The sequence below is a fragment of the Lapillicoccus sp. genome, assembly GCF_039935575.1.
GTDB lineage: Bacteria > Actinomycetota > Actinomycetes > Actinomycetales > Dermatophilaceae > Lapillicoccus.
In genome coordinates this window covers 1-11,971 of the sequence record NZ_JBDTKA010000060.1, presented here as the reverse complement: position 1 = coordinate 11,971, position 11,971 = coordinate 1, and the positions used below count along the sequence as shown (strand labels likewise).

General features: G+C 68.0%; 11 protein-coding genes. 7 read left to right on the top strand and 4 right to left on the bottom strand.

All coding sequences use genetic code 11. The features are described 5' to 3' along the window. Window positions 1-28: 28 nt before the first annotated feature. The 3 genes from ABI385_RS07150 (at window position 29) to ABI385_RS07140 (ending at window position 3,254) form a co-directional block, all read left to right on the top strand. Window positions 29-1,945: an AMP-binding protein gene (locus tag ABI385_RS07150; RefSeq protein ID WP_348103055.1), complete on the top strand. Its 1,917-nt coding sequence runs from the start codon at window positions 29-31 to the stop codon at window positions 1,943-1,945. A 148-nt stretch (window positions 1,946-2,093) separates the two neighbouring features. Beyond that, a complete protein-coding gene (locus ABI385_RS07145) occupies window positions 2,094-2,258 on the top strand; it encodes a hypothetical protein (RefSeq protein WP_348103054.1) in 165 nt (54 codons plus the stop codon). Window positions 2,259-2,312: 54 nt separating this feature from the next. Continuing rightward, window positions 2,313-3,254 carry an AEC family transporter gene (locus ABI385_RS07140; RefSeq protein ID WP_348103053.1) on the top strand — a complete coding sequence of 314 codons (942 nt, stop codon included), beginning with the start codon at window positions 2,313-2,315 and terminating at the stop codon, window positions 3,252-3,254. Between the two features lie 69 nt (window positions 3,255-3,323). On the opposite strand, the gene ABI385_RS07135 is transcribed toward ABI385_RS07140, so the two are convergent. The 3 genes from ABI385_RS07135 to ABI385_RS07125 are packed head-to-tail and all read right to left on the bottom strand — an operon-like array spanning window position 3,324 to window position 5,849. Then, window positions 3,324-3,878, bottom strand: coding sequence for a DinB family protein (locus ABI385_RS07135; protein WP_348103052.1), 555 nt, complete (start codon window positions 3,876-3,878; stop codon window positions 3,324-3,326). A gap of 43 nt (window positions 3,879-3,921) precedes the next feature. Then, a complete protein-coding gene (locus ABI385_RS07130; RefSeq protein ID WP_407068238.1) occupies window positions 3,922-5,391 on the bottom strand; it encodes an aspartate aminotransferase family protein in 1,470 nt (489 codons plus the stop codon). Beyond that, window positions 5,388-5,849: an Lrp/AsnC family transcriptional regulator gene (locus ABI385_RS07125; RefSeq protein ID WP_348103050.1), complete on the bottom strand. Its 462-nt coding sequence runs from the start codon at window positions 5,847-5,849 to the stop codon at window positions 5,388-5,390. The genes ABI385_RS07130 and ABI385_RS07125 overlap by 4 nt, the downstream gene beginning before the upstream one ends. A 108-nt stretch (window positions 5,850-5,957) precedes the next feature. Between ABI385_RS07125 and ABI385_RS07120 the strand changes: the two genes are divergently transcribed. Together ABI385_RS07120 and ABI385_RS07115 are read left to right on the top strand one after the other, a co-directional pair. Further along, on the top strand, window positions 5,958-7,418 hold the full coding sequence (locus tag ABI385_RS07120; RefSeq protein WP_348103049.1) for a gamma-aminobutyraldehyde dehydrogenase: 1,461 nt from the start codon (window positions 5,958-5,960) through the stop codon (window positions 7,416-7,418). Between the two features lie 315 nt (window positions 7,419-7,733). Further along, window positions 7,734-8,525, top strand: coding sequence for a MerR family transcriptional regulator (locus tag ABI385_RS07115; RefSeq protein WP_348103048.1), 792 nt, complete (start codon window positions 7,734-7,736; stop codon window positions 8,523-8,525). Between the two features lie 1,093 nt (window positions 8,526-9,618). Here ABI385_RS07115 and ABI385_RS07110 read toward each other — a convergent pair. Continuing rightward, window positions 9,619-10,575, bottom strand: a complete 957-nt coding sequence (locus ABI385_RS07110; protein ID WP_348103047.1) for an NAD-dependent epimerase/dehydratase family protein — start codon at window positions 10,573-10,575, stop codon at window positions 9,619-9,621. Between the two features lie 454 nt (window positions 10,576-11,029). On the opposite strand from ABI385_RS07110, the gene ABI385_RS07105 reads away from it, so the two are divergent. Together ABI385_RS07105 and ABI385_RS07100 are read left to right on the top strand one after the other, a co-directional pair. Continuing rightward, the gene (locus ABI385_RS07105; protein WP_348103046.1) at window positions 11,030-11,656 is read left to right on the top strand and encodes a maleylpyruvate isomerase family mycothiol-dependent enzyme; all 627 of its coding nucleotides are present in this window, start codon (window positions 11,030-11,032) and stop codon (window positions 11,654-11,656) included. Further along, a partial coding sequence (locus tag ABI385_RS07100) for a dihydrofolate reductase family protein (RefSeq protein ID WP_348103045.1) occupies window positions 11,653-11,971 on the top strand: 319 nt, incomplete at its 3' end. The genes ABI385_RS07105 and ABI385_RS07100, both read left to right, overlap by 4 nt.

Below are 11,971 nucleotides of genomic sequence, written 5' to 3'. Positions count from 1 at the left end.
GCCTGGATCGTGTCACTAGTCTCGGAGGATGAGCGACGACGCGGTCAGATCGGTCACCTACTCGGAGACATACACCCGCAGCATCGAGGATCCACAGGGCTTCTGGAGCGAGGCTGCCCGCGACATCGACTGGATCACCCCGCCCGACCGGGTCCTCGACGACAGCCGGCCGCCCTTCTACCGGTGGTTCCCGAGGGCGACGCTCAACACCTGTTTCAACGCCGTCGACCGGCACGTCGCGGGTGGCCGCGGCGACCAGGTCGCGATCCACTACGACTCGCCCGTCACCGGGACGAGGCGCTCGATCACGTATGCCGAGCTGCTCGCCGACGTTCGCCGGCTCGCCGGCGCGCTGGTGGGCGCCGGTGTCGGCAAAGGGGACCGGGTCGTCGTCTACCTGCCGATGATCCCCGAGGCTGTGGTCGCCATGCTCGCCTGCGCGCGCATCGGCGCGGTCCACTCGGTCGTCTTCGGCGGGTTCGCTCCGGCCGAGCTGGCCGCCCGGATCGACGACGCACAGCCCAAGATCGTCCTCACCGCGTCTTGCGGCGTGGAACCGAACCGGGTCGTGGAGTACAAGCCGATGGTCGACGCAGCCATCGCCCGGACAACCCATCGACCGGATCTTTGCGTGGTCCTGCAACGTGAGCAGGGACGGGCGGAGATGGGCCCCGGGGACGTAGACTGGACGGACTTCGTTGCGTCACCGGCCGCCACAGCCGGGGCCGAGTGTGTCGAGGTCGCCGCGACGGACCCGCTCTATGTCCTCTACACGTCGGGCACGACCGGGAAGCCCAAAGGGATCGTCCGCGACAACGGCGGCCATGCCGTCGCGCTTCGCTGGTCGATGGAGCACCTCTACGACGTACACCCGGGCGAGACCTGGTTCACCGCGAGCGACGTCGGGTGGGTCGTCGGCCACTCGTACATCGTCTACGCGCCGCTGCTCACCGGCTGCACCACCGTGCTCTACGAGGGTAAGCCGGTCGGCACCCCCGACGCGGGATCGTTCTTCCGGGTCATCTCCGACTACGGGGCTGTCGCGATGTTCACCGCCCCGACGGCATACCGGGCCATCAAGAAGGAGGACGCGACCGGTGCGCGAGCCGCGTCCTACGACCTGTCGTCGTTGCGGACGCTGTTCCTCGCGGGCGAACGTCTCGACCCCGACACCTGGCAGTGGGCGAGCGACCTACTCGGCGTGCCCGTGGTCGACAACTGGTGGCAGACCGAGACGGGTTGGCCGATCGCGACCAACCCGCGCGGCATCGAGCCTCTGCCGATCAAGCCAGGTTCACCGTCGGTGCCCGCACCCGGGTATGCCGTCGCGATCCTCGGCGACAACGGTCAGCCGGTCGGGCCTGGCGTCGAGGGTGCGATCTGCCTCCGGCTGCCCATGCCACCCGGGACGCTGCCGACGCTGTGGGGTGACGACGACCGCTATGTCTCGTCCTACCTGTCGACGGTCGAGGGCTACTACCTCACCGGGGACGGCGGCTACCTCGACGAGGACGGGTACCTGTTCGTCATGGGTCGCACGGACGATGTCCTCAACGTCGCGGGACACCGCCTGTCGACGGGGTCGCTCGAGACCGCGCTCGCGGGACATCCCGACGTGGCGGAGTGCGCCGTCATCGGGGTCGCCGACGCGCTCAAAGGCCAGGTGCCGCGCGGGCTGGTCGTCGTCAAGGCGGGGGTGGACGTCGCTGCGGACGGCGAGCGGATCTGTCGTGAGCTCGTCGCGCGGGTCCGTGACGAGGTCGGCGCGGTCGCGGCGCTACGCCAGGTCGACATCGTCACCGCCCTGCCCAAGACCCGGTCCGGCAAGATCCTGCGGCGGACGATGCGCGAGATCGCCGACGGCGGCTCGCCTGCCACACCGCCGACCATCGACGACTCCTCGGTGCTCGAGACGCTGACTCCGGTGTTGCGGTCCGGAGCCTGACGGCCACCTGGATCCAGCCGCCACGATCAGTGACGCGTCGGCCAGCTCAGCCGTCTGCGGCCCGTGGCGGGCGGTGTCGACGGTCGCGAACTTAACGTCGCTCTCGGGAGTTGCCCGGATTCGTGACCACGAACCGAAAGGTCTTCCGATGCAAGCCACAGCCTTCACCTTCGCGATCATCGCCTTCGTCTTCGCCGTGATGAGCTACGCCGAGATCAACAGGCTCAAAAAGCGTCTCGCCACCCTCGAGGCCGCCACTCCATCACCGACGTCACCGACGTCACCGATGTCACCGACGTCACCGCAGCCGTAGCGCAGACCCACCCGAGCCTGGTCTCGACGACGTCACGGCTGACAGGATCAGCCGGTGCTCGGAGTGCTCCAGGGTTTTGCGACGATCGCTGCCGTCGTCGCACTCGGCTGGGCACTGGCTCACTTTCGGTTTCTCGACATCGGTGCACAGGACTTCCTTTCCAGGCTGGCCTTCTACGTCGCATCGCCGGCCCTGCTGTTAGTCGTCATGTCCCGAACTCCGATCGGGGCGATCGTCTCGGCGAACCTGGCCGCCTCGACAGCCTCTGTGGTCGTGACCGCCGGTGCCTACATCGCCATCTCCCGGCTGCGCTGGAGGCTGCCGCTCGGGGAGACGGTGGTCGGGAGCCTGTGCGCGGCCTACGTCAACGCCGGAAATCTCGGGATTCCCATCGCGCTCTACGTGCTCGGGGACATCTCGCTCGTGGCGCCGACCCTGTTGCTCCAGCTGCTGGTCCTCACCCCGGTCGCGATCGCCCTGCTCGACAGCGACGCCAGAGGAGAACGCCCGGCGATGCGCGCCAGCCTGCGCAGCGTCATCCGAAACCCGATCACCATGGCCGCACTCGTCGGAGTCGGGATCTCGGCCGTCTCTACGCATCTACCGAAGTCCACCGTCGACGCCCTCATGTCGCCCGTGGCCGCCGTTGGCGACATGGCCGTGCCCGCAATGCTCATCGCGTTCGGGATCTCGCTGCGTCTCGGTCCCAAGCCCGGCGCCGGCGGGTCGACCTCGCACGTCGCGACGGTGGTGGCGCTCAAGCTGGTGCTCCAGCCGGTGGTAGCGGTCGGCTTCGGGTATGCAGGGGTTGGGCTCCGTGGGCACGCGCTCTTCGCGGCGGCAGTGACAGCGGCGCTCCCGACTGCGCAGAACGTGTTCACGTATGCCAACACCTACCGCCGCGGGACCTACCTCGCGAGGGACGCGATCTTCGTCAGCACGTTCGCCTCGGTGCCGGTCATCCTGCTCATTGCGCTGATCTTCCAGGGCGCCTGAACCGACTCTGGGAGCCGGCCGCTCGGATCGACGCGCGGCAGACTCCCAGAACTCGTTCTGGCACCTGAGCTACTGGCCGGTCCGGCCGTCGACGCACTCGCGCAGCAGGTCAGCGTGGCCGCAGTGCCGGGCGTACTCCTCGATCATGTGCACCACCACGTCCCGCACCGAGACCTCCTCGTCGCCGCGCCGCACGACACGGCCCATGTCGTTCTCGGCGGCGAGCAGCTCTTCTGCATGCAAAATTTCGGCCTGCCAGGTCGCGAACGCTTCCACGACGGCCTCCCGGTCGGGGACGGCGCCGTTGAAGTCGTGGTCTCTGTCCTCGGACTCGTAGAGCCGAGGCACGTCCTGCTCGGCTATGCATCGGCGGAACCAGCTCTGCTCGACCTTGGCCATGTGTCGCACCAGCCCGAGCAGGGACAAGGTGGACGGCGGCACCGACCGCATGGCGAGCTGCTCGGCGTCGAGTCCGTCGCACTTCATCTTCAGCGTGAGGCGGTAGGCGCGGAGGTAGTCGACGAGGTTGGACTTCTCGTCGGTGACGGTGGTCCCGTTGTCGCGTGGGTCGTTCTCGGGATCGACCCACATGTCGGGATAGACGGTGGCTTCGCTGGGTGGCATCCAGCGAGTATGCCGCGCCCAGCGGCATACTCGCCTGGCGTTTTCAGACGTGCTCGAGAGCGCCCTCCAGGACGGACCGCAGCCGAGACGTGATGTCGGCGAACTCGGGCTCGCCGATGGTCAGCGGCGGCGAGAGCTGCACGACCGGGTCGCCGCGGTCGTCCGCGCGACAGTAGAGACCCGCGTCGAACAGCGCCTTCGACAGGTAGCCGCGCAGCAGCCGTTCTGCCTGGTCGTCGTCGAACGTCTCCCGCGTCTGCTTGTCGGCGACCAGCTCGATCCCGTAGAAGTACCCCTCGCCGCGGACGTCCCCCACGATCGGCAGGTCCAGCAACGTCTCGAGCGACGCGCGGAACTTCGGGGCGTTCTCGCGGACGTGCTGGTTCAGGCCCTCCCGTTCGAAGATGTCCAGGTTGGCCATCGCCACGGCCGCCGACACCGGGTGACCGCCGAACGTGAACCCGTGAGAGAACGACGTCGTCCCGTGCCGGAACGGCTCGAACAGGCGGTCGCTCGCGATCAAGGCGCCGATGGGGGAGTACCCGCTCGTCATCCCTTTGGCGCAGGTGATCATGTCCGGCACGTAGTTGAACTCGTCGCAGGCGAACATCGACCCGATCCGCCCGAACGCGCAGATCACCTCGTCCGAGACGAGCAGCACGTCGTACTGGTCGCAGATCTCCCGGACCCGCTCGAAGTACCCGGGCGGCGGCGGGAAACAGCCGCCGGAGTTCTGCACCGGCTCGAGGAACACGGCCGCGACGGTGTCGGGGCCTTCGAACTCGATGGCCTCGGCGATCCGGTCCGCAGCCCAGCGCCCGAACGCCTTGGGGTCGTCGCGCAGGTGTTCCGGGGCGCGGTAGAGATTGGTGTTGGGCACCTTGTGGCCACCGGGGACGAGCGGCTCGAACATCGCCTTGGCCGCCGGTATGCCGGTGATCGAGAGCGCTCCCTGCGGCGTGCCGTGGTACGCGACCGAGCGGCTGATCACCTTGTGTTTGGTCGGCTTGCCGGTCAGCTTGAAGTACTGCTTCGCTAGCTTCCAGGCGGTCTCCACGGCCTCGCCGCCGCCGGTGGTGAAGAAGACCCGGTTGAGGTCACCGGGCGCGTACGCCGCGAGCCGCTCGGCCAGCTCGATGGCCCGCGGGTGCGCGTAGGACCAGATCGGGAAGTACGCCAGCGTGGACGCCTGTTTCATCGCCGCCTCGGCCAGCTCGACCCGGCCGTGCCCGACCTGCACGGTGAACAGGCCGGCGAGGCCGTCGATGTACTCCTTGCCGCGGTCGTCCCAGATCAGGTGCCCCTCGCCGCGGACGATCACGGGCATGCTCCCGCCCTGGCCGCCGGACGCGACCGGTTCGTAGACCGAGTGCCGGGTGAAGTGGCCCCACAGGTGCTCTCGCGCGGCGTCGGCGTAGGGCGTGCCGGCCGGGGTGAGTCCGAGCTCGGGCGTCGGTTGCCCGCTGGACTGGTCGGTAGTCGGTTCGGTCACGGTCTGTGCGGTCGTGGTCATCGTGTTCCCCAGTTGTAGTGCTGCTTGTTGAGCTTGAGATAGACGAAGGTCTCCGTGGCGGTGACCCCCGGGAGGGTGCGGATCCGGCCCATGAGCAGGTCGAGCAGGTGGCCGTCGTCCTCGCAGACGACCTCGACCAGCAGGTCGAAGCTGCCGGCGGTCGTGACGACGTAGGACACGTCCGGCATGTCGCAGAGCGCCCCAGCCACCTCGGTGGTGTCGCCAGAGACCCGGATCCCGATCATCGCCTGCCGGGTGAACCCCACCTGCAGCGGGTCCGTGACCGCGACGATCTGCATGACGTCGGCGTCGATGAGCTTCTGGACCCGTTGCCGGACTGCCGCCTCAGACAGCCCGACGGCTCGCCCGATAGTTGCGAACGGCTGACGCCCGTCGTCCTGAAGCCGCTCGATGATGCTCTTGGAGACCTCGTCGAGCACGGGCGGAGGGACAGGCATACCGTCGATCGTGGCTGTCCTGGACCGAAAACACAAGTAGCGACGACGAAATCCGTCGCGAACCACTGGATCGGCAGGGGAATCCGTGGTTGGTTGGGTGTCGTGAGCATGCCAACGAACGCGCCCCGGAACCTGCGCAACTTCGTCGGGGGTGACTACGTCGAGCCGAGGACGGACGCCCGCAGCGAGATCGTCGACCCCAGCACCGGCTCGGTGGTGGCCTCCGCACCGGTTTCCGACGCCGCCGACGTCGACGCGGCATACCAGTCGGCGGCGACCGCCTTCGAGACCTGGGGCCAGACCACCCCGAGTGAACGGCAGCAGGCCCTGCTGAAGTTCGCGGACGCCATCGAGGCACACACCGAGGAGCTCGTGCATCTGGAAGCCGAGAACACCGGCAAGCCGTGGGCGCTGACGGCGAGCGAGGAGATTCCGCCGATGGTCGACCAGCTGCGGTTCTTCGCGGGGGCGGCGCGGGTGCTGGAAGGCAAAGCGGCGGGGGAGTACCTGAAGGGCCACACGTCGTGGGTCCGGCGGGAGCCGATCGGCGTCGTCGGACAGGTGACGCCGTGGAACTACCCGATGATGATGGCGATCTGGAAGATCGGGCCGGCGCTCGCGGCCGGTAATACCGTCGTGCTCAAGCCCAGCGACACGACTCCGGAGACCACGCTCAGGCTCGCCGAGCTGGCGGGCGAGTCCCTGCCGCCGGGGACGTTCAACGTCGTGTGCGGTGACCGCGACACCGGTCGCGCGCTGGTCGAGCACCCCACTCCGGCGCTGGTGGCCATCACCGGCTCCATCCGTGCCGGTATACAGGTGGCCGAGAGCGCGTCGCGCCAGGTCAAGCGGGTGCACCTCGAGCTGGGCGGCAAGGCTCCGGTGGTCGTGTTCGACGACGCCGATCTCGAGAAGGCGGTCGAGGGGATCGCGATCGCCGGCTACTTCAACGCGGGTCAGGACTGCACTTCCGCGACCCGGGTGCTTGCGGCGCCGCGGATCCACGACGACTTCGTCGCGGCGCTGTCGGAGTATGCGGCGCGCTCGGCCAAGGTCGGTATGCCGGACGACGGGGACGCGCTGTTCGGTCCGGTCAACAGCGCGGGCCAGCTCGACCGGGTCACGGGCTTTCTCGACCGGCTGCCCGACCACGCATCCGTCGGGGCTGGCGGTCACCGGTTGTCCGGGGTCGGGGGGCTCGGCGACGGGTTCTTCCTCGAACCGACCGTCGTCTCCGGGCTGCGCCAGGACGACGAGGCCGTGCAGGACGAGATCTTCGGGCCGGTCATCACGGTGCAGCGCTTCGACGACGAGGCAGAGGCGGTCCGCTGGGCGAACGGCGTCGACTACGGGCTGGCGTCGAGCGTGTGGACGAAGGACTTTGGGCGGGCCATGCGGATGAGCAAGGCGCTGGACTTCGGCTGCGTTTGGATCAACACGCACATCCCGCTGGTGGCGGAGATGCCGCACGGGGGGTTCAAGCGGAGCGGGTACGGCAAGGACCTGTCGATGTACGGGTTCGAGGACTACACCCGCGTCAAGCACGTCATGGCCAACATCGAGTCGTAGCCACGCGTGACAGGACAACTCGCTCGAGGAGGCCAAGGGTGACGTGGCAGCGTGTCAGTCCCGGTGCGTGGACTACGTCGTAGCACGTCCCGTACAGGGACCATGAGGTCCCGTACAGGGACCAGGAGTGAGATCCTTCACCGAACCAGGCTTACTGCACGCGTGAACACGCGCCACCCGCTGACCCGCGGCTTGCCCGTTGAGCGACCGATAAGCCTTCGGCGTGCGGTGTTGGCGGCGCAGTGGTGGAGATCCTGCATTCGTCTTTCGGAGCAGGGTTGACTCTCACACTGTGTGAGGCGGGAGAACGGTGTCATGTTGATCGGAGACTTTGCTCGACTCGGGCAGGTGTCGGTGCGGATGCTGCGCCACTACGACCAGATCGGGCTTCTGAAGCCCGACAGCGTCGACGTGTGGAGCAGCTACCGCTCCTACTCACCCGAGCAGCTATCCGTTCTCAATCGGCTGGTGGCACTCAAAGACCTCGGTCTGAGTCTGGAACAGGTCCGCCGCGTCCTGGCCGACCCGGTCGGCGTCGATGAGCTGCACGGCATGTTGCGCCTGCGCCGCGCCGAATTGGAGAACGAGATGCGTGCTGCCGGCACCCGGCTGGCGGCAGTCGAGTCACGGCTCCGGATGATCGAGAAGGAGAACGAGATGTCCGCTGACTACGTCGTCAAGCCGGTGCCGGCAGTGCGGTTGGCCGCAGTGACCGACACCCTGGACCCGGCCGAGCTGGGACAACACATCGGCCCGATGTTCGACCAGGTCCAGTCACGGCTCGACGCGGCACACGCCAGCTTGACCACGCCGATCGCCACCTATGCAGAAACCGAGGCGGGCATGGATGTGGTCGTCGGGTACGCCTACGACGGCGCGCCGCTGCCCGGCCTGAATCTGATTGACCTGTCAGCCGCGACCGCTGTGTGTGGTGTCCACCTTGGGCCCATGAGCAGGATCGGCGAATCGTGGCAGGCGCTGCACCGGTGGGTGGCCGAGAACAAGTACGAGTATGCCGGCCCTTGCCGTGAGCTCTACGTGCGGGCGGAGTCGCAGGACCAACAGGATTGGGTCACCGAGCTCCAGCAACCCGTGCAGCGGGCCTGACGACCCCTTCGTGCGATTTCTGTAAGCAAGGGAGCCTGGTGGTCGCAAGATGGTCATCAGGCTCCCTGCGGACGTCGGCAAACGCATCCCGCGCCAGGTGCGCGCGGCTTCGCTCGCGGCCGGTAGACATCCGGTCATCCGTTCCGATTGCCGAGGCTCCCGGGTGACCGCATCGGTCCTATCGAGACTTCATGGAGCCGCCGCGGCTGTCTGATGTGTGAGTCGTTGTCGGGGTCTTCTGCAGGCCTCGATCGGAGGCCTGGCTGCCGGTGGCGTCGGATTCAAAGACCCCGATGGCGGAGTCGTTGAGATCGGCTACGGACTGGCGCCGTCCGCCGGGGGGACACGACTCGTCCTCGACCTGTAAATCGCTACCGGCCGGTCCCGCCGATGGCTGACGTGGAGGACCGCACCCCAATGACGGCGCACCAGGTTGTCGGATCGCTGCGTGAGGCGGCGCCTGATCTCGCCGTAGAGGCGGTCCCGCTGCCAGGCCTGCATGGCGGTGTGCCCGGAGAACGTGTCGAGCAGACGGATGTCGAAGTGGCGGACGGGTCACCGCCCTCTGGGAGCACATGGGCGGCGCTCCAGAACGCGAGGTGGCCGCCAGGGCGCAGGAAGTCGAAGGCTCGCTGGTAGCGCACCGCCGGGTCGATCAGTGCCACGCCGTCGCGGCGAAGACGAGGTCGAACCGCTGGCCGAGGGGTGGCTGCCAGGTCTCGAAGGCCCCGCAGAGGAACCTCCACATTCGGCAGTGCCTCCTGGTTGCGCCGGGCGACCGCCACCAGGTCTGGGCCGATCTCGACGCAGGTGATCAGGAAACGGCGCCGGGCAAGGGGAATGGTTGCCTTGCCGGTGGCGCATCCCACTTCCAAGAGGCGATCACCTGCCCGGATCCCAGCCTCCTCGACAAGAGCGTCGTAGAGCGCTTCGGGGTACTCCGGCCCAGCCTGCTGTTACAACTCGGCCGCGGCGTTGAAGGCCGTGCCCAGACGCTGCCGGTCCGCTGCCACCACGACCATCATTGCCCGCCCGTCCCGACTTGGTTGGCGGCGCTCTCTGTTACCGGCCCTGGCGGGTGGGTCGGGTCCGGTCAGCATCCGGCTATCGGGCCACTGATCAGCTCAGCGACCCAGTCAACCTCCTGCATCAGGAGCTCGAGCGCGCCTCCCTGCGGCGAGTACCCGAGACGTTCAGAGGCTGAGGTGCTGAGCATAATCGGATGCGCGGACCGCCAAGGGTGATCGCCCACCATAGGGTCGGATCCGGAGCCGACCAGCTCGAGGCTTCCGTCCCAGCCCAGCCGTTCGCCGATCGCCCGCACGATCTGCTCGGCGGTCGGAGTGTCGGGGTCTGCACTGTTGAGGACGCGTTGCCCGGGCGCATACGCAACCGTCTCGATGAGTGCGGCAGTGTTCGCGGCGCCGGTCAGGTGGTCGATCGATGCCCCACGGTCCGCGAGCGTGACCGTGCGGTCGCGGCGCATCATGCGCTCGACGAACAGGCGGGTCCGGGGGTTGCGCGCCCAGCGTCCGTGGACCTTGGACGGGCGAATGACCGTCACCGGCAGACCGCTGTCCAAGGCGACGTGCTCGGCGGCGACTTTCGAGGGTGCGTACCCCTCCCGACTCAAAGGGTCCACGTCGTCACCCGCCGGAGGAAGCGTCGCGGTGTCCTCGACGATCGGTTCGTGAAACCACGGCGGTTCCGCACTGTTGAGGTGACGGGCTTCTGCGTCCACGTAGACGGCGCGGCTCGAGATCAGGACCGGGCTGGTGACCGACCCCATCACGGGCAGCAGGGCGCGGACATCCGCGCCGCAGTAGGCGACTAGATCGACCAGCAGGTCAGCTCCGCCACCGACCAGTCGTTCGATCTCAGGAACCTCGCTCCGCTCGACTCGGTGGAACCGCACGCCGGCCACGGCCAGTTCCTGCGGCATCGACTCGGGGTCGCGGCCGGTGACATCGACCGACCAGCCGGCCGCCGCCAGCCGGGCTGCCAAGGCTCCACCGATTGCTCCTGTCCCGCCCAGAATCACCGCACGCATGGCAGCCCTACCTGTCAGATCGCCGCACCGTCAAACGCAGTGACTCTATGACGTCTGGGCAATCTCGTGAGCCGCACTCGGCCAGGCAGTCAGCCGGAGCGACGCGGAACGCGCGCCCGGGTCCAAGCTGACCGTGCAGGCTGCCTTGGCTGCCTACCGACGGCAGGCGGCGGCCACCGAAGCCACGGTCACGGCCATGCCGCTCGACCAGCCCTGCCGGTCGGAACCGGGAGCCAATCTGTGTTGAGTGCCTCACCTGGTAGGCGAGACCGCTCGCCACGCGGGCCACCCGCGAGCTGCACGGCGGCGCCACTGGAGAGTGACCGGCGCGCCGGTGGCCGCCCTGCGCTCTCGGGCCGGTCCCGCAACGGGATTCCTCGTGCGGTGCGCGTCTGGATCAGCACATGAAAGGCTGGGCGCGAACGAGCGTCCACCAGTTCGGAGGAAGTGAGTCGTGACTCTCTGGGCCGCTGTCCACGCCGAACGCCGCGCCCTCGCCGACGATCTTGAGCAGTTGGACCGAGAGCAGTGGGCGCAACAGTCGTTGTGTGGTCGATGGACGGTCGAGGAGGTTGTAGCCCATCTGACGGCAGCCGCAAGCATCGGCCGGCTGCGTTGGCTCGCCAGTATGGTGGGTGCCCGGTTCGACCCCTCCCTCCACAACCAGCGGCGGATGGCCGAGCACCGGGGAGCAGACCCCGACCAGACGCTCCAGCAGTTCCGGCGAGTCGTCACCAGCACCACTGCGCCCTCGGGTCACGTCCCAGCATGGCTCGGCGAGGTCGTCGTGCATGCCCAGGACATCCGACATCCACTTGGAGTCGAGCGCGCCCCAGCGATCGACAGGGTCACCGAGGTGGCCGACTTCTTTGCCCGTCGCGACTTCACCGTGAACAGTCACAAGGCCATCAAGGGCCTACGCCTCGAAGCTGTGGACGGGCCTTTCGCCACCGGCGATGGGCCTCTGGTCACGGGGACGACTATCGCCCTCACCATGGCAATGGCCGGCCGTGCCCCGTATTGCGATGAGCTGGCCGGCGAGGGTGTCGCCACTCTGCGTGGCCGCAGTATGACCGCGTGAGCAGCACGATCGGAATGTCTCGAAAGCCGAACCCCCGCGGCAGAAGCGGACTGTTCGCCACCTTGCTCAACAGCGGTCCGAAGTACGTGGCCTCCCGCGGCACACCCGACCTCTCGTGGGCCGGTTCCACCCAGCTCGGCCCGGACCTCGCCGGCGCGGTGCGCGAGATCCGTGACCGGCACCAGCATGTGAAGGTCGTCGGTAGCCTGGACCTGGTGCAGACGCTGCTGCACGAGAAGCTCTTCGACCGTCTCGACCTCTGGGTGCACCCGGTCATGCTCGGCGTCGGCAAGAAGGTGTTCGACGCAGGCGCGG